Genomic DNA, 20089 nt, shown 5'->3' on the forward strand with positions numbered 1-20089 from the left:
TTGGGGAGAATGTAGCCCAATTAGATTTTGTAAATCGGGTGATAAATGATAAAAAAAAGCAGAAGGGTGGATCCACCCTTCTGCATAAATATAATCATAACCTATGTTTCATTTTGTATAACTATTGATCCCAATATATTCTAGAGACCCAGTTGTCGCCACCAGACAATCGGCCGACTGCTGTTTCGTAATTTTCGGTATTCAGAGTAGTTTCTCCCGTGGGGTAGGGTTGTCTTCTGGGGATTTCACCACCAGAGAAATTACCCACATAATTAACAGGAGTCAATATTGGATATCCCGATCTTTTCCAATTGTTCCATGCTTCCACAAAATTCATTTGCAGACCTGTAGCTACCCAATATTGTTCATTGATCATTTTCAATGAATTGGCCAAAGAAGATTCGTCGAGCACATTGGTATTGGCAAAGGCCGTTGCTGCTTCTTGACTTATGCTGGCAGCTTCGCCCATTTTGGCTAGAGATAAGACGCCTCCTTCCATACCATTCTTAAAGTAATCGGCAGCACTTCCGCCTACGTTCCATCCTCGTGCAGCTGCTTCAGCCAATAAAAACTGTACTTCTGCATATGATAATATGTAAGCTGGAGCACTTAGATTTCTATAAATAGCTGTAGGACGACTGTAGGCTCCCAGTGGTGTGGCATTATCTCCACTGCCTGTTGGGCCAGGGAAGTTGGGTGCATTGGTGATATCGGTACTTCCTCCCTTAAGGTCCCATCCATTGGGCAGTCCCAATTGTACACTTGGATCCGAGTTGCCAACTATATTGAGATCTTGATTGGCTTGAAGTCCAGGTGGTGGAACTTCAGCTACCACTGACAATCTTGGATCGTTAGTGGATTTAAGCATGTTGATCATTCGTTCACTCCATCGAACTTCATAAAGGTCACCACCGGTTCGCAAAGAACTAGCGTTTCCGTTGGAATATCCATTGGCATTGTCCAAATTGATGTAACATTCTTCTGATACATTTTCGAAAACTCCACCACTAGCCGCTTTTTCGGCATATTGTTGTGCAACGCTTGGTGCTGCTTTTACCAACTTCATGGCCATTCGAAGCATTAGAGAATTGCCAAATTTTTTCCATGCACTGATATTGCCGCCATAGAAGGCATCGTATGTTGGACCTGCACCAGAGGTGGACAGGCCATTGACTGCGGCCTCCAAGTCGGCTAGTAACTGTGGATAAAGACTTTCTTGAGTATCGTAAGTTGGAAGGGTTATGTTCTCAGTTTTTCCTTTCAATGCTTCCGAATAGGGAAGGTCTCCATAGGTGTCCGTCATTTGAGCAATGGCTAATATTTCCATGATTTTAGCAATATGAGTTAAATTGGCCTGCTCTGGTTTATCTGCTACCAATTGAGCCATCTCGTAGGCCCTTCCTGCCGATCTATACATATTGGACCACATCCCATTGATATAGTTGTTGGTATTGGTCGATTGTACGTATTTGTCGCCACCAGTATAGTAGTTGGCACCATCGGTAGAGGTGGAAGCCAAAATTTTGACCCACATACTTTGAAATAGAATGGCGCCATTATACCCCCTATTTCCGGACACATAATCCACTTGTATGGTAGGTAACAATAAATTGGCGTCAAATATGTCTGCCGAAGCCCTTGTGGGGTCGGTATTTAATTTATCTAAATCTTTGGTACAGGATATTATACCTAGACTAGCAATCAAAATGATGATTAATATATTTTTCATAGTGTATATTCCTTTTTTATTTAAATGTAATTCGTGCATTCAAACCATAAGACCGCGTCGTTGGAAGACTGGTCCCTTCGATACCCAAATAGTTAATATTGGATCCAAAGCTGGCTTCTGGATCGATATTGTCTGTTTTTTTCATCAGAGTCAAAAGATTTCTACCCACCAATGAAATTTGAATATTGCTCAGGTATGGAATCTGATTCATAATGGATTTGGGTATGTTGTACCCAGCAGTAAATTGACGCAATTTGATAAAGTCTCCATCTTCTATGCTGGTGCTCGTTACATTTTGGGCTAAGGCTGCATAATATCCTTGAGGATCAGCCGCTGTTGTGTTTACACTTCCATTTTCCAAGACGCCTACTGTGATTCCATTTTCTCGACCGTCTAAAGTGAGTTGATGTAGGCCTCTAAATATACTGTAGTATTCGGTGGCTGCTAAGATTTTGTTGCCAAAATTGTAATCCACTAAAAACGATAGATTGAAGTTGCCAAATGAGAATTGGTTGTTCAATCCTCCGTATAATTTAGGCAACACACTACCCCAATTTTCTAATTCTCCTCTAACTGGATAACCAAATTCATTGACTATTATATTGCCACTGGCATCGTATTTATAATCATAGGCTCTAATCTGAGGCCCGGGAAGACCTTCTACAAATGCAGTAACCGCATTGCCCAAGGTTCCTCTATTTTGACCTAGGTTAATAGGATTGCCATTTTCGTCTGTCTTTAGAATTTCGTTGGCTACACTGGTAAGGTTTAAGGTAACATCCCATGAAAATTTCTCTGTTTCCACTGGGCGGCCAGATAATAAAAGTTCTAGACCAGTGTTTTGAGTAGAACCATTGGCAATAACACCACTGGTATAACCTGTGGTAATACTGTATTGCGCATTCATGATTTCGTTTTTACTCTTTCGTTGAAAGTAGGATATATCGACTCCTAATCTATTGTTTAGGAATTTTAAATCAGCGCCAACTTCTATTTCCGTAAGCGTGAATGGTTTTAGAAACAAGTTGGGTAATCCCGTACCAAAGTTACCGGTAGGGATACCATTGATAGAGTTGCCTACACCATAGTAAATAGAAGTACTATAGGGATTGTCGGGTTGTCCACTGGTCACTGCATAAGAGGCGCGCAATTTCCCGTAAGTCAATGAAGGCATATTGATTAAATCACCAAAGGTGAAACTTGCCGATACCGAAGGGGTAAAAATACTTCTGTTGTCTGATGGTAAATTGGAGTAAGTATCATATCTACCTGTAGTACTCAATGTCAATAAATAATTATAACTAAAGTCAATAGAGTAATACATGGACTGAACTTCTGATTCTTCTATATCATATCCTCTACCAAAAGAACCTACATTGTTGAAGCTATATAAATAGGGCAATACCCAAGGACCACCATTGATACTGACGGTTTCATAGAAATTTTTTCGAAGGTTGGCTCCGACAAATGCATCCAATTCCAAGGTGGAAGTAATGGGCTTACTTACTCCTATTAAACCATCGATATTCAATTCAGATCGCTGTTGACGTGCCAAGGTATTTAATTGACCTGTAAAGGTCGAACCTCCAGTAGGATAAGCTGTTCCCCAAGGGGTTACTTCAAACTGACGATCATTGATCAAGTCATATCCTGCACGAGCTTGCGCATATATCCAATCAGCAAAATCATACTTTGCAGATACCGCTGACAACAACCGTTTTCTGCCGATTTCGCTTTTAAATTGATTGGTGACAAAATATGGATTGGTTACATACTCATCATCAGACCATCTTATCTCATATCCATTGTCTGGATTAAATCCTGGATCGAGGATGGTTTGGTCGATATTGGGCGCCAAGAATATACCATTGTTGGGATTTAGAGGCCCATCGCTCAATTTAGGTCGATTATTGTAGTCTTGATCTATGTAATTGGCCAATACAGAAACTGAAAATTTTTCGCCTATATTTTGATCAACATTAAGGTTGATCGATATCCGATCTAGGCCACTATTATCCACAATCGAGGCATTGTCCAAGTTGGAAAATGATAATCTAAAAGCACCATCCTCTCCACCTTTAGATATGGCCAAACTGTTGGTAATGGAAGTTCCAGTACGATAAAATCTGTCTATGTTGCCTTCTTGGGCACTATATGGGTAACTATTGCCATCGAATTGAATGGTGGATTGTCCATCTAGTTTTTCTCCCCAAGCCAATCGAGTACTCGATAGGGCATCGGCAGCTGTTATTGGGCGACTGCCCCCTGTTCCCTGACCGTATTCGTATTGAAAGTCGGTAAAATCTAAAGCTTGGTCTGCCATGAAATTGAAGTTGTAATCCACTGAAAATTCTCCTTTTTTACCTTTTTTGGTGGTAATTAGGATAACGCCATTGGAAGCACGAGCTCCATAAAGTGCTGAAGCAGACTGTCCTTTTAAAACCGTCATTTTGTCGATGTCTTCCGGATTTAGATTGCCGATTCCGTCACCATTATCCGATCCTCCCCATTGACCAGCACTTCCGCGCTGAGTGTTGTCCATGGGAACCCCATTGATGACGATTAAAGGAGAGCCCGCAGAGTTCATGCTAGGCATACCTCGAAGTAGAATGTTGGCCGTTCCCCCCGGTCCACCGGAAGTGGATTTAACGGAAAGTCCGGCTACTCTTCCCGTAAGTGAGTTGGCCACGTTGGTTTCTCTAGCCTCACTCATATCGCCACCATCTACGGTGGTAACGGAATAACCCACTTTGCGTTGATCTTTAGTTACCCCTAAGGCCGTGACCACAACTTCTCCCAATTCAACCCCTTCATCTAAAACGATTCTTAGGTTGGTTTGACCATCAATGGCCATGGTTTTTGTTTGGTAACCCGTGTAACTAATTACTAATATTTCATTGAGATTGGGTACGCTTAGTTCAAATAGACCGTCAAAATCAGTGACAGTTCCACTATTTCCATCGCTCTGTAACGTAACATTGGCTCCTATCAATGGTTTGTTATCTATATCGACAACAATTCCAGATATGGAAACCTGACTAAATCCTATTGCCGACGAAAATATCATCGTTAATAGTAGTAGTAACCTTCTATTCATAATTCATAATCATTTGATTTAATAAAAATTTCCCTTTTTAATTTTCCCTGTTTACTAATATTTTTACATAAGTTTTGATTTGTTAGATAATATATGGTTATGTAACTATTTACAAAGTTTTGAAATAAAGATTATTCTTAGCAATATATTAAATAACTGTTTATTAAACGTATGTTAACAAGAATTTGTGAACAGTAAATTCAATAATTCAAGAAAAAGAGTAAGTGTTTTAATGACATTGACAGGGGTTTTTGTCAATATAAGTACGCAGGGATGTATTATTATGAAATTAACATAACTGTTTATTGAATCAGTACTAGATTGAATACCATATACTTTTGGTGCAATTGTAGAAACTAGGTGGAGTGAGATCTTATTGACCTCTTAACTTTTGAGATGGTTTTAACATTGTAGTATGAAATACTTCTGTCATTTAAAAATATTGATCATTGAAGTATCTATGGTTAAAACATTGGGAAGATCTTTATCTGTTTAAGGTAGGATGTAGTGTTGAGACCATCCATCGTTGATGCCAAAAATTAAATGCCTACCGCTAGGATTTTCTGTGACTACACTACTGCGCACGTCGCCAGAAGTATAGATGCCGCTGATGCGGTTGGGGATGGAGTTAAATTTCAATTGGCCTTTATTTTCTAAAACCACTCCATGGTTACTGCTTATTTCACCTATTTTATTTCGATTTTTTTCGTGATTCCCTGTCATAATGATGTCATTGTCGCCGTCATTGTCGATGTCCAGAGAAAGTATATCATAGATCGGAGCTTCTTGAGCTTCTTGAGGCAGTGAAATAGTGGTCAGTTGACCCTCTTGAATATCGATAATCATACTTTCAAATGATTCCACCGTGTCTGTTTTATATGAAACCATAAAGGGAAGGATGTCTTCTGTAGTGGTCAGGGCGTATTCGTGATAAGAATTAAACTGCTTTTTTATTATTGGCCACTGTGCAACTAAATCATCTCTAGACACAAAAGGGTATGATATGCCGCGATTATACATGGTAAGAATGGGGTCTATTTTTCCATTTTGATCAAAATCACCGTAGTATAACACCATGGCTTCTTCTGCATTGGTTGTAAATTGACTATTGTTGCCCCAATTCCCTACAATGATTTCTGAAGCATCGTCATTATCGATGTTTTCACAGAGTACAGATTGAAACCATCCAGTATGAGGAGATTGGTATTTGCGTTTCCAACCTTTGTTTTCATCGTAATTCCATATTTCAACTCTTTCCCATTCACCTACCAGGACCAATTCAATTTCGGAATCATGGTCCACATTGGCTATCTGAGCATCACTGCAGTGATAATCAGAAAAAGGAAGCTGGGATAAAACTTCAAAATTTCCCTGTCCTTGGTTGATAACTACGTAATTGGCATCGGATAGTGGATATTGTTGGGCCTTATAACACGATCCAATAAATAAATCCACTTTGTCATCACCATTTAAGTCACCAGAGACTATGGTGTTGCCATTGACTACAATTTTGGGGAAATTAGGGTTTAAGGTAAACTGACCTTGACCATTGTTCAGATAGCTGTGTACAGTATAGTGTTCATCACCAGAAGGGAAACCATTGCCACCTGCAAGTAAAGTGATATCCATGTCCCCATCTTGGTCAATATCGCTAATGGTGACATCGATGTCTTCACGTTCGACGTTGGGCAAGGAAGAGTGAAATTTAAAATCTCCATCAGCATTTCCCATCCATATTTTCGTGGAATCACCAGAAGCCCCAGTGACGACGAGGTCTGGGTAGATGTCATCGTTCAAATGCCCTTGAGCCATAGCTGGACCCTGTCTAGAATACATCCGTGGAAGTAATGGTTGAATATCGAAGTCGTTAAAAGCATTCTCCCTGTGACTGAATAAAGGATTTGATAGGGGTTGGAATAATGTATTCTTATTATTGAGTAAATTTTTTCTTTTGCCTTGACCTTTGGTTACGGTAATGAGTTGGTCTATAACAGAAACATTGAAAGTTTCGATTGAGCCATTGGACCAGATTACTTGAAGTGAATCCACTTTTGTATTTTCTCCTAGTCCGAAATGGACTTCAGTTGGTACCGAAGATTGATAACCTCTGCTCGATATTATTTCTCTGCTGAGAATTTCATCCCCCATATATAATGTTGCTCTTGACCCTATGCTTTGGTGATTGTTGTTCCCTTCTTCCACCAATTTTACTTTTAGAAAATGGCCTTTTTGCATTTCAATAGCCATGTTTTTGTAAATGCTGGCCTTGGCATTGACATTGTTTATGATTAGTTCTAAGTCTCCATCGTTGTCGAGATCGGCATAGGTAGCTCCATTTGACATTTCTGTTTCGAGGAATCCCCATTCATCGGATTTCAAAGAGAAATCCTGGCCATTGTTGTTTTTATAAATTGGATTGACCACATCTATGGTTGGCATATGGCTAACCATGTCTTCCAATGGAATATCTTGTTCTTTAATTCCGGGATGTTCTATTTTGTAATCTACTGCATAGGATAGAAAATCCATATTGGTATAGTCTCTGAGGTAGCCATTACTTATAAATAGGTCTTGATAACCGTCTAAATCAAAATCGGCCAATAGGGCTGCCCACGACCAATCGGTATTTGATATTCCTTTTAGTTGTCCTACTTCTTTGAATCGACCATTGCCTTGGTTCACATGAAGCATATTGCGCATATGCTGTTGGTAAAAATTTTGTTGCAGTAATTGTTGGTATTTGTTGTAGTTGTCAGGACCAGAAGTTATTTTATTTCTATAGGCATCACTGGGCAACATATCTAAAGTGATCAAATCCATCAGTCCGTCATTGTTGATATCACCGGCATCTGATCCCATTGAAAACAATGAGGTGTAGTCCATTTGTTGAGCGAGGCTTTCTACAAAACGACCATTGCCTTGATTGATATACAGGTAGTCTTCTTCATTGAAGTCATTGCTGACGTAAATGTCAAGCCAGCCATCGTTGTCAAAGTCCGTGATAGATAGGCCCAAACCAAAACCCAAAACATTGGTTTTAATGCCAGCGGAATCGGTAACATCGACGAAGTGATTGTCTATGTTTTGATATAGTTTGTCTCCGTAATGGGGGTGGTTTTTATTCTTAAGAGATTGTAGATTATTGTTGAAATTGGCATATTTCGGTGTGGAATGATTGAGGAGATAGAGATCTAAATCCCCGTCTCTATCGTAGTCAAAAAAACTAGCTTGGGTTGAGTAAGCTTCATCGTCAATACCATATGTGGCTGCTTCTTCGGTAAAGGACACATTTCCACTCTCATCTAATCCATTGTTGATAAATAGAAGATTTTTTCTGCCGTCTGGATTTTCTGCTGCGGATCGACAAACATAGATATCGAGCCAGCCATCTCCATTGACATCGGCCATAGTCGTTCCAGTATTCCACCAACCTTCGGCTCTGACGCCAGCACTTTGGGCCACTTCTTCAAAGTGTAGATCTCCCTGATTGATGTATAATTGACTAGCTACTAAATTGCCGATAAAATAAAGATCGATGAGGCCATCGTTATTTACATCTCCAGCAGATACCCCTCCGCCATTGTAGAAGTAGGTGTATTTCAATACATTGAAATCTGGAGATTCTTTGAGGGTGTTTTGAAAATTAATTCCTGTAGTTCTGGCGGGAAGTTTTACAAATAGGGTTTCGCGTTTTTGACAACTCGTCAACAATATTAGTAAAACTAACCAGCCAGAATATTTAACTTTCAACATATAATTTTCAATTGCACTAAATATAAAGCAAATTTTGTGTTTTAATACTACAGGTTATCTTGCTTTATTTTTTATCCCACCATAGTTTAGTGGTTCCGTTGTCTGCTCCGCCCAACATATTTTGAATGGCATCGTCGACGGCATCTCTGTTGGTATCGTATTCTGTACTTACATAAGGTACTCTTCTGGGAATGCTATTGACATCAATTAACTCGTTTTCTGTTGTTAATCGAGGGTATAATACCGGGTAGCTGGTCCTTCTTCTTTCGGCCCATGCTTCCCAGCTATCTGGGTACAGAGCAATCCACTTCTGAGTAATTATCTGTTCCAATTGTCTCTCTGGATCTGCACTGGATTCCCACATGGTAGGTACAGTAGATACAGGAGGATTGTCGGCATCAATGCTCACTGGAATAGAAGTCGCAGATAAATAGTCCTCATTGAGAAGATTTTGATCGGTATATCCATTTTCGTCCATAGAAGCGGCTATTCCACCTTCGTAGAGTTCTGCAGCGCTTCCCCCCATGTTCCAACCTTCAAGAGCTCCTTCTGCTCGAAGGAAATAGGTTTCCGCGGCTCTCATGATTGGCCAGTCAGGACCTGCACCTCCTGCTTCAATATAAGGACCTGCCATATCGGAGGCAAGAGAGTTGAAGGCTATGGCTTGACGATCGGATTTGCTTTGACCATTTCTCATTCCTTCATAATTAAAGGTCAATCCAGCAGGATCATCTGAAGGATCAGGTGAAGAAGCTTCTGAAAAATACTTCTGAGCTCTAGGATCTTTGTATCCTTTGAGTATACTTTCCATATCGGCACTCATTCTATATTCACCCCATTGAGAGATGACGTTGTAAGAGTTGCCCCAATCTGTGCTAGTGGTGGCAAAGGCATTGTCAATATTGTGTTCAATTACCCCATCTTGGTAGGCTTTCTCAGCTTCTGTTTTTGATCTTGCAGGATCTGCATATTTAATTCTCATAGCGAGGCGAAGTCTCAATGAATTGGCGAGTTTTAGCCATTGATCGACATTGCCACCATAGATTATATCCTTGCTTCCAAGGAATGAGGTCTCGCCGGCATTGGATTTGAGAATAGCTACGGCCGCATCCAAAGTAGTAAAGAAGTCATCATATATTTCCTCTTGAGAGTTGTAGGGCACAGATTTTTCTCCGTTTCCAAAATTTTTGTAGGGAATCGGTCCCCAAAAATCTGTGATGCGATGGTAGGCATATACTCTCCATGTTTTCATAATGGCGTTTTCTACATCGTAGCCATTTTCTATGGCAAAATCTTCGGCGTACTTTATTTGAGGTGCGGCATTTTCATAAAACCAAGTATAGGCACCATTCAACCATCTTCCCACTAAGGTAAATTGATCTGAGGGGAAATTGGGGTGGGTACTGGCAAAGTAATTGGCATAGACGTCGGCAAAAAGAGAGTGAGCTAATTGGAAAGGTCCATTGGCTTCACTACCCAAATGTATAGGAGCATACATAGCATTGGCCACTATAAGTGGGTAAGATGTTTGATCCAATTTGTCGACGGTCAAATTTTTGGGGTCGGTATTCAACTCATCAAAGTGATCGGTGCACGACAGCAATGACAGTGAAAGTATTGATCCAAGCAGTATATATCGAATATTCATTTGCATATTTTTTATTTTTTGATCCATTTTCAGGTGATTTATAGTTGAATATTTACAGAAAATCCAAAGGTCCGGTTTGTAGGGGGGGCAAAAGCTTCTCTACCTTCGCTACTATTACCCGTTCCGGCAACGATTTCAGGATCTACATTTTCTGCTTTGTTGGTGATGAAGAATAAATTACGTCCCACCAATGAAACTCTTACTTTCTTGGATGGGAAAGTATATCCCAATATCATTTCTCGCATTCTGATATTGGAAGCATCCCGTACAAAAGCTTCTCCTACTGGAGTGTTCCGTCCACCGAGATTGTTCCATAGATCTTCTGAGCTAATCTGAATAGTGTTGGGACTGCCATCAGCGTTAACAGCTACTTCATCGGCGAAAACATTTTCACCAAATACAAGATCTCCATCTCTACCAGGAACAGTGTAATCCAATACACCGAAACCAGCTTGAATAGCCTCTGAGAAACTGACGATGGTTCCACCTTGTCTAATATCGATAAGGAAACTAAAATTGAAATCTTTATAAGTAAATGAATTTGAGAAACCTCCTAACCAATCGGGATTGTAGTTGGCCACTACAACGTCGAGGCCTGGTGTAATTTCCGGCAATCCACTACTATTGACGATAACTCTACCTGCATCGTCTCTTAAGAAACCCCTGGTGACTACGTTACCAAATGGTTCGCCAACTTTCAGTTGATAACTGCGAATAAAATCAGATCCCAAGTTTAATACATCGAAGCCTTCAGCGATTTCTAAAATTTCACTGGTGTTTTTGGCAAAGTTAAAATTGACATCCCATGAGAAATCATTTGTTGTTACCGGAGTTGCACCCAATGTAAATTCTATCCCTTTATTGAGGACGTCCGCTCCATTTTGGAAAACCGAACCCGCACCTGATGCCGGAGGTATTGGTGTTTCAAATAGTTGGTCATAAGTAGAACTATTATAATAAGTAAGATCCAATCGCAGGGCATTGTCTAAGAATCGAGCATCTAATCCCAACTCAAAAGAATTGGTTCGTTCTGGTTTTAGATTGGTAGCTGGCAAGGTAGGGTCAAGGAGAACGGTTCCTCGGCGTACGATAGCCGCTCTAGCGATTTGGTATGGATCGGTATCATTACCCACAGCAGCCCATGATCCTCTCAATTTTAGGAAAGTGAAATATGAAGGTAAATTCATTAAATCACTTAAGACGGCGGTAAGTCCAAATGATGGATAAAAATAAGATCTATTGTCTGCAGGTAGAGTTGAACTCCAATCATTTCTAGCGGTAATATCTAAATATATGCCGTTAAAAAATCCAAATTGACCAAAGGCGTATACGGATTGTACCTCTTTTTCATAGAAGCTTTCCGTAGGTCTAGGATCCAATGTATTGGCCAATGAGAATAAATTGGCAATATTGAAATTAGCCCCTGATCCCAAGATTTGATCAAACTTGTTTTTACGCAAGTTTCCCCCAGCACTGATGTCGATAGTGATGGGTAAGTCCAGATCTACTTTGTAATTAATTAAGAAATCGGAATTCCAGTCATAACCATTGTTGAAGGTCTTAGAATAACTTCCGTTATTGGCTCTGGTGTAAGTATCGTTGTATCGCAAAAATTCACTAAAGTCATTGTTTCTATCCAATGAAGACCGACCTAGAATGGATAGGTTGTCGGTTATTTGGTATTTTAATGAAACCATACCGATGACTCTTTCTCTCAAGCTCGGTTGAGTGACATTGTTCATTACCCAATATGGATTACCACCACCGTTGATGCCTGGACTCCAATAATGTTGAGTGTTCTCTCCAATATCATTGGTAAATTGGTAGTAGGCGATATCTTCGGTTCTGATATTTCTAGGTAAAATATAGAGGTATCGATAGGGGTTGTCATAGTTTTCCCCTTGACTTAGTACGTTGGCAAAGTTTTGGCGTATGTAATTTACTTTTGCATCCACTTCTACTCCTTCGAATAAATCGGCAGATATTCTCGCATTGAGATTGTGGCTACCTAGATCATTGCCTTCGATTACCCCTTTGGCATCGGTATAGGTGTATGAGAGAAATGTTGATGATTTATCTTGGTTGATGCTGGTGGACAAGTTGGTCGATAGACTGTAGCCTGTACGCAACATGTCTGACACGTTGTCTGGTTGGGCTGAAAAGCTATAGGTGTTGCTGCCTCCCAATTGATTTGCGATATATGATGGGTCGTTAGACCAGTGCTCTACTTGACTGCCATCTAATTTGGGGCCCCAAGATGTTAGTGCAGCTGGCGCATATATTCCAGCGGAACCTTGGCCGTACTCATTTTGATATTTGGTCAATAATAAGGGGTCATTGGCTTGGAAAGAAACATTGACTGAGGAGGTTACTCCATTGTCTCCGCCCTTACCCGATTTTGTGGTTATGATTATAGCGCCGTTATTGGCTCTACTTCCGTATAACGCTGCTGCATTGGCTCCCTTAAGGACGGTCATTTCCTCGATGTCATCTGGACTTAGATTTCGGATATCTCCGTTTAGGATGATTCCATCTACCACGTATAGTGGTTGACTACTTCCGGATATAGATCGGTTCCCTCTAAGTAGAACCTTGGTAGCTCCACCTACTCCCTCCCCTGAAGAAGTAACGGCTATACCTGCTATCTTACCGGAAAGTGATTCGGTAATATTTAGTGATCTGGCCTGTGTCATTTCATCGGTATCGAAATTTTGAGCAGAATATGTAAGGGCTTTTTTGTTTCTAGATATACCTAGGGCAGTAACTACAATCTCGTTGAGTTCTACGCCTTCTTCTAGTACAATGCGCCATTCTGTCTTTCCTTCTAAGGCTATGGTCTTGGTTTGGTATCCAGTATAGCTAATAATGATGGATTGTTGTAAGTCATCTACTTCCAATTCAAATTTTCCATCAAAGTCGGTAATGGTACCAGCTCCTAAGTTTGTGGTTAGGGAAAGGTTGGCACCAATTAGGGGGATGTCATTGTTGTCGACAACTATTCCCGTAATTTTCGTCTGCCCATATGATGAAAATGAAATGAACATCAGAATAAAAATATAACAGTAGTTTTTAAACATAGTATTAAGTTTAAATGGTGAATAACTATTTTTAAGAATTGAGGTGTTTTTGTTAATTTAATGCATAATAATCAGATTTATTAACGAATATATAACGGTAAGTTAACATCAAACGCGGCTAATAGTTAAAAATTTAACATAATTATTTTTAATCAAGTCGTATTGTTAATGTTATAAAGATATTTTACAAGCAATATAATATAAGACATTACTTATAAAGAAGAATAAAAGATGGCATATGCTATGTTTGCGGTATAAAGTATGGATAATTGTAAAATTATAAAATTTATATATATGGGTGATTTTGGAGTTGACATCAGTCTTTGTTATAACAATTACTAAATTGTATTTATAATTTACTACAATCTTGTATGATTAATGTTACAAGTCAGGATATTTATATTGACATTTTGTTTTTATATTGGTTTTTTATTACAATAATGTACTATATTGAAAGTATATTTTTGACGGTTTTTGTAGTCTTTTGTGATTTTCAATGGCCATAAAAAAATATAAGTGAAGCTTAATTTTAAATTTTCTTGGTAATATGCAGTTTTGAGCTTTTGAATTTTTTTGCCGTAAAAATTGGTAGTGTTAGAGTAGCTATATTTGTAATATTTTGAAGAAAGTAATAATTTGAGATTGTTGATCACTTTAATCTATTTAGAATCACAAGTGTAGTCTAGGGTGGCTTAATAAGGATAAAATTATATTGGCAATATCAAAAAATTATATAGATATGGATCTTGATTTAATATTCAAAAACAATGAAGATTGGGTTCGTGAAAAACTCAATCTAAATCCCGATTACTTTGTGGACTTATCCAAGGGGCAAAATCCCAAAATATTGTATATCGGATGTTCTGATAGTAGAGTTACGGCAGAAGAGCTAATGGGAGCCGCTCCGGGAGAAATATTTGTCCACAGAAATATAGCCAATCTTGTTCCCAATACCGATCTAAATGCCATGTCTGTGATTGAGTATGCGGTAGCTCATTTGAAAGTTGATCGTATCGTGGTATGTGGCCACTATTATTGTGGTGGGGTGAAAGCAGCCATGGAATCCTCCGATTTGGGCTTGCTCAATCCCTGGTTGCGAAATATCAGAGATGTATATAGAATTCACAAGAATGAACTCAATGAAATAAAAGATCAGGATCTTAAGTATAAGCGATTGGTAGAACTCAATGTTCAGGAACAATGTGTTAACGTGATTAAAACAGCAGTAGTCCAAAAAGCATATCTAGATCGCAATATTCAAGTCTACGGTTGGGTGTTCGACATACATTCAGGTAAGTTGATTGATTTGGGAATTGATTTTCCAAAACTCTTAGCGGATGTGATGGAAATTTATCGTCTATCCTGACAATTCTGGCATGTGATTTTGCGTTTAATTATTTCATTTATAAGTAGTTAAGCGCCTATGTCAATTTTAAAATAAGAATGGTTAATTGATATAGATTTTATATTGTTAAATCTCTGATTAATTGCTATGAAATTGTTGAATAATAATTTTTTTTATTAATTTTAGAGATAAACCTTTGATTACTCACCTCTTAGAATTTATAGCATGGATGTATTAATGATGATCTACAATTTAGTAGACAATGACCTCGAACTCTACAAAAAATCTGATGATAGTTATTTGCTCTATGAGGAAGACAACCTTCATTACAATTTGGTAAAGAGTACTCCGTATGAAAATTTGGAAAAATGGTTTGCTGATTTTAAAGATAAGTTGGGCAAGGATCGATGGATCGATTATTCTCCAAAATACATAGATAGCAATCTATGTGATTTCATTAGAAAAAAGGTATCTCAGCATCCTTATTTTGCCAATTTTGGTCAGGGATTATCCCTCGCTCAAAAGACGAAGGATAAGAAGCAACTTAAGGAGTGGTTGCATATTGTAAAATGTGGTAGTTTTCGGCCTATGGCAGATAAAATGGATAATTATAATTTAGAAGCTCTTTTGGAGTAATTGACTACCATTTAAAAGACAATCGATGCAAAGGAGATGATCCATGGATGGCAATAGCGGATTTATGACGCTTTGTGGGGTAGCCTTTGTTTTGTTTCCAGTCGTAATTTGGATATTTCTCAGCTTCCTTCGTCATATATTCATCTCTGTATGTCTTCGCCAGAATTGAGGCGGCAGCAATAGAATAATAGATGCTGTCACCCTTGACTATACATTGGTGATCAATGTTTTTATATTGATTGAATCGATTACCATCAATGATTAATAGTTGCGGTTTTATGGTTAGTTGTTCAATAGCCAGGTGCATAGCTTCAAAGCTGGCATTGAGGATATTTATTTCGTCAATGCGCTTTGGGCTTACAAATCCAACACCGTAGGCTATGGCCTGTTTTTCGATGATTTTTCTAAGTATTTCACGGTTTTTACCAGATACCTTCTTGGAGTCATCGAGGATGCTGTTTTGAAAATTTGGTGGTAAGATTACCGCAGCTGCAGTGACTGGCCCAGCTAGGCATCCTCTACCCGCTTCATCCAATCCAGCTACAATCCTATCTTTGTGATGGTTATGTAATATTAAAGCCATTCCTATTTTATTGGGACAGTGGCAAAGTTATTAATTTAAATAAAAGTTTCTTTTAAATCCGAGGTTAAAGGTTCTTCCCGGCATGGGAATAAGACTGGTCTCCGTATACTCTGTATTGAATACGTTGTTTACCTGAGCATACCAAATACCACTTAATGCTTCAAAATTAATCTTTATATCTCCCAAAAAGTAGTCGTCAAGATTGACTCTGTCTAAATATCGCAATCCGATAGAATAGCTCCACTTTTTAAAAAACTGTCCCGAGGTTCTCAATATAACTTGATGCCTCAAATGATCTAGGGCATATCTCGATATTATGGTTTCGTCTTGATTTTCTACTTTGGCTGAAATGTAATTATAAGTCAGGTTAATATCTTCCAATCCGATATTATTAGTGGGCAATGACCATTTTTGATCGATTTCAATTCCATTGAAAAAAGCTTGGTAATAATTTTGAGGCATCCATGGCTGATCTTCTTCATATTTTACCCAGTCGATAAGATCATTGCTACTCCGTCTAAACAAGGCGATGTTCCAAAACCAAAGATTGTTTATATATTTGACTCCCACTTCGAATGATGTAGCCTTTTCGGGGATTAGATCCGCATTGCCAATATTGGTTGGGCCGACGTAATACAAGTCGGTATAGGTAGGTATGCGATAAGTGTCGCCGATATTGCCATAGGCCGTCCACGTTTTATTGAACTGGTAACCGAGATCGATGCCTGGGTAAAAGAAATCTCCAAAGTTGGTAAAATAGTTGTAGCTAATGCCTGGAGTCAAGGTGAGCTTGGCATCAAATAGTTCAAACCGATGTTCTAGATAAATCGATAATTCATCTCGTTGGTGCTTACCTAGGTTGTTACTCTTAAGATAAATTTTCCTCCATTCGGCACCGAGGCCGGTAAGACCTAGATCGGAATAGATTCCCGATTGTACATCAAATCCAATGCTGTTGCCAAAGTGAAGATTTCGATATATTTCCGGCTGATCTTTAAAGAGGATGTATTCATCTTGGTTTCGACGCCATTGTAAATTGGGTTTTATATGAAATTTATTTCCAATATATTTATAGGAAAGGCTAGCTATGCTGGTCTCCACCTCTTCGTATTGATCGGTAAAGTTCGGGCTTCCATAAAATCCATTGGCTCCAAATTTTCTTTTAGAAAATCCCGCCATAGATGACCAAGTTCCCTTGCCTTGTTTCCATTCGTTTTGATAAAATATATTGGCGATGTCGAAATCGGTGTTGTGTCGATAACCATCGCTTCTTATATAGCTTATTTGAGCATTTTGATGAAAGTCGCCATGGTGAAATGAACCGCCTAGCTGACCACTGACATTGCCGTAAGAGCCCACTTCCAACCCTAGATTGACAAGGTCTTGCTCTGGTATTTTAGTGATGATATTCACAGCTCCTGCAAATGCATTTTGACCAAATCTCCGAGCACCTGGTCCTTTTAATACTTCAATGCGTTCTATGCTTTCCAATGGCACGGGAATATTCAGAGAATGATGACCAGTTTGGGGGTCACTCATTTTGATCCCGTTAATCATGACGAGGACTTGTTCAAAGGTAGAACCTCGAATTGATAGATCGGCTTGTCCACCCTTGACTCCCTGATTTTTTATATCCACACCGGAAATATAACCCAAGGTTTCATTGAGACTTTGTGAAGATATTTTTGTAATTTCCTCTTTTGTCAATAGAGTTATGGTGCGACTGGCTTTGGAAAATGGTATCGATATGCGTTGATCCCCAATTTGTATATTGGGTAAATATATTAAAGTATCGCTCTGACCATAGGCAAAATCGCTAATCGACCACACTAGAGCACAGAAAAGTAAAATCCTAATCATGAATTTATATTTAATGATTAAATCTGTCTTAAGTAATCACAAAGATTATAAAATTTCATTATAAAATTCAATAATAATGGTATGGTTTTAAACGAGGATCATAAACTAGTCCGTGATGCGGCAAGAGATTTTGCACACAATGTTCTTTTGCCCAGTGTTATAGAAAGAGACAAGAATGCAATATACCCAAAAACCGAAGTAGAACAAATGGCTGAAATGGGTTTTATGGGCATGATGGTCGATCCAAAATATCGTGGTGGTGGCATGGATAGCCTTTCTTATGTTTTGGTGATTCAAGAAATCGCTAAAATTGATGCATCGGCTGCAGTAATTTTGTCGGTAAACAATTCCTTGGTATGCTGGGGATTAGAGCATTTTGGAACAGAAGAACAAAAGCAAAAATATTTGCCAGCATTGGCTACAGGGAAAAGTTTGGGGGCTTTCTGTTTGTCTGAACCTGAAGCGGGGTCTGATGCCAGTCAACAGCGGACGGTAGCCGAAGATAAAGGGAATCATTACCTAATCAATGGGACTAAAAACTGGATTACCAATGGAAAATACGCCGATGTACTACTCGTCATAGCGCAGAGTCATCCGGAGCGACGTCATCGCGGCATTAATGTTTTTATCGTCGATGGTTCTAGTCCAGGAATTACCAGAGGTCCAAAGGAAGATAAAATGGGTATTCGATCTAGTGATACTTGTAGTATTTCATTTTCCGATGTCAAAGTACCCAAAGAGAACAGGATTGGAGAGGACGGATTTGGTTTTTCCTTTGCTATGCAGACCTTAGCCGGCGGAAGGATAGGTATTGCGGCTCAAGCATTGGGTATTGGTTTGGGAGCATATGAAAGGAGTTTGGCCTATGCTCAGGAGAGAAAAGCATTTAATAAATTTTTATACCAACATCAGGATGTATCTTTTAAATTGGCCGATATGTCTACGAATTTAGAGGCGGCTAAACTTATGGTTTATCGAGCTGCTATGGATAAAGATAAGGGCAAACCTTACGATATTAGCGGGTCTATGGCCAAACTATTTGCGGCTGAAACGGCTATGAAGGTGACCACAGAAGCTGTGCAAATTCACGGTGGATATGGTTATGTGAGAGAATATCACGTGGAACGAATGATGCGAGATGCCAAAATCACTCAAATATATGAAGGAACTTCAGAAATTCAAAAATTGATAATTGGACGTTCATTGAGAAAATAGACTCATTGAATTACTATAAATAAGTATTGGTTGATAATCCGAGATTAATTAATATCATTGTGTTATTTTGTGCGCTTCTAAGTTGATTTGTATGAATAGTTCAAAACCATGATATAATGAAAAAGATTGCCATTACTTGTATGCTCTTTGTTGGGTTTTTGACCTTGAGTAATGCACAGCGTTCCATCATCAAGCTCAATGTATACAGTTTTATTGAATCTGGAGATCCCGATGTATATTATGAATATGTAATCAATGAGTCCAATAGTGTGGACGCTGCATTGCGATTGGGCTTTGGGAGTTCACCTTTTTCCAATGCGGTTTTTGTCGATGTCAATATTCAAGCTGCATATAGACGCTATCTTTTGCCACAGTGGAAGCCAGCTCCTATTGGGTTTTTTGTTCGTCCAGTTATCGGTTATGAAAACACCCAAGGAGGTGTAGGCAATATTACTTATAAGTATTCAGCCATTCAACTTGGAGCCACAGCAGGATTTCAGTATACTTTTAAAGAGAAATTTGCCATTGATTTATTTGCCGGTCCCGCCTATTATTTCGGTACCAATAGAGAGACTCCATCTAGTATAGAGACCCTCATCAATATTGGTCTTGGGTATGGATTTTGATCACACATCAGTAGACACATTGCCGTTGGCATCAATTTTCATAAATGGATTGTAGGCTATTTCCCAGAGATGACCATCCATGTCGGCGATATAACTGCTGTAACCACCCCAAAATACTTCTTCTGGCCATTTGACAATTTCTACGCCTTTGCTGTTCAAATCTTCGATGATGTCATCGACTTCGGCTTTACTCCTTGTGTTGAAGGCTAAACTAAAGCCTTTGAAACCACTGCCTTGGGCAGATATTCCTGCATCTTCAGCTAGTTTGTCCACAGGATATAGGGATAGTAAACATCCATTTAATTGAAAGAAAGAAATGTTGTCGTTGCTCGATGGCAATTTTTCCCATCCAAAACATTCCTCGTAAAATTTATTGGCCGATCTTAAGTCTTTGACGCCCAGACCGATGATAGAGACTCTCGCTTCCATAATATTGAAATTTAAGGTAAATTAATAGAAATAGATTCCGCAATCTAATTTACCAGGATTTATGAATACCTAACTAAAATTTTATTTTTAA

At 39.0% G+C, this 20089-nt stretch carries 12 protein-coding genes; 4 read left to right on the forward strand and 8 right to left on the reverse strand.

What is annotated here, in order from left to right:
• Positions 1-121 precede the first annotated feature (121 nt).
• The 5 genes from LVD51_RS00480 to LVD51_RS00500 form a co-directional block, all read right to left on the reverse strand.
• Entirely contained in the window at positions 122-1729 is a 1608-nt protein-coding gene (locus LVD51_RS00480; RefSeq protein WP_236969200.1) for a SusD/RagB family nutrient-binding outer membrane lipoprotein, read from the reverse strand.
• A gap of 16 nt (positions 1730-1745) precedes the next feature.
• Positions 1746-4826: a SusC/RagA family TonB-linked outer membrane protein gene (locus tag LVD51_RS00485; protein WP_236969201.1), complete on the reverse strand. Its 3081-nt coding sequence runs from the start codon at positions 4824-4826 to the stop codon at positions 1746-1748.
• Positions 4827-5318: 492 nt separating this feature from the next.
• The gene (locus LVD51_RS00490; protein ID WP_236969202.1) at positions 5319-8579 is read right to left on the reverse strand and encodes a VCBS repeat-containing protein; all 3261 of its coding nucleotides are present in this window, start codon (positions 8577-8579) and stop codon (positions 5319-5321) included.
• Between the two features lie 64 nt (positions 8580-8643).
• Positions 8644-10227: a SusD/RagB family nutrient-binding outer membrane lipoprotein gene (locus LVD51_RS00495; protein ID WP_236969203.1), complete on the reverse strand. Its 1584-nt coding sequence runs from the start codon at positions 10225-10227 to the stop codon at positions 8644-8646.
• 38 nt (positions 10228-10265) lie between these two features.
• The gene (locus LVD51_RS00500; RefSeq protein WP_236969204.1) at positions 10266-13271 is read right to left on the reverse strand and encodes a SusC/RagA family TonB-linked outer membrane protein; all 3006 of its coding nucleotides are present in this window, start codon (positions 13269-13271) and stop codon (positions 10266-10268) included.
• 772 nt (positions 13272-14043) lie between these two features.
• On the opposite strand from LVD51_RS00500, the gene LVD51_RS00505 reads away from it, so the two are divergent.
• Positions 14044-14670: a carbonic anhydrase gene (locus tag LVD51_RS00505; RefSeq protein ID WP_236969205.1), complete on the forward strand. Its 627-nt coding sequence runs from the start codon at positions 14044-14046 to the stop codon at positions 14668-14670.
• A 204-nt stretch (positions 14671-14874) separates the two neighbouring features.
• Positions 14875-15285 (forward strand): hypothetical protein, encoded by a 411-nt coding sequence (locus tag LVD51_RS00510; RefSeq protein WP_236969206.1) that lies wholly within the window; start codon positions 14875-14877, stop codon positions 15283-15285.
• 4 nt (positions 15286-15289) lie between these two features.
• Here LVD51_RS00510 and LVD51_RS00515 read toward each other — a convergent pair whose 3' ends face one another.
• Entirely contained in the window at positions 15290-15868 is a 579-nt protein-coding gene (locus LVD51_RS00515; protein WP_236969207.1) for a ribonuclease HII, read from the reverse strand.
• Between the two features lie 30 nt (positions 15869-15898).
• Positions 15899-17728 carry a TonB-dependent receptor gene (locus LVD51_RS00520; RefSeq protein WP_236969208.1) on the reverse strand — a complete coding sequence of 610 codons (1830 nt, stop codon included), beginning with the start codon at positions 17726-17728 and terminating at the stop codon, positions 15899-15901.
• Between the two features lie 81 nt (positions 17729-17809).
• On the opposite strand from LVD51_RS00520, the gene LVD51_RS00525 reads away from it, so the two are divergent.
• Both LVD51_RS00525 and LVD51_RS00530 read left to right on the forward strand, forming a co-directional pair.
• Positions 17810-18943 (forward strand): acyl-CoA dehydrogenase family protein, encoded by a 1134-nt coding sequence (locus tag LVD51_RS00525; protein WP_236969209.1) that lies wholly within the window; start codon positions 17810-17812, stop codon positions 18941-18943.
• A 116-nt stretch (positions 18944-19059) separates the two neighbouring features.
• Positions 19060-19569, forward strand: a complete 510-nt coding sequence (locus tag LVD51_RS00530) for a DUF3575 domain-containing protein (RefSeq protein WP_236969210.1) — start codon at positions 19060-19062, stop codon at positions 19567-19569.
• On the opposite strand, the gene LVD51_RS00535 is transcribed toward LVD51_RS00530, so the two are convergent.
• Positions 19570-19998 carry a VOC family protein gene (locus tag LVD51_RS00535; protein WP_236969211.1) on the reverse strand — a complete coding sequence of 143 codons (429 nt, stop codon included), beginning with the start codon at positions 19996-19998 and terminating at the stop codon, positions 19570-19572. It abuts the gene before it with no gap.
• Positions 19999-20089: the final 91 nt, after the last annotated feature.

Origin of the sequence: Membranihabitans marinus (assembly GCF_021729155.1) — a bacterium.
GTDB classification, from domain to species: Bacteria; Bacteroidota; Bacteroidia; order Chitinophagales; family Saprospiraceae; genus Membranihabitans; species Membranihabitans marinus.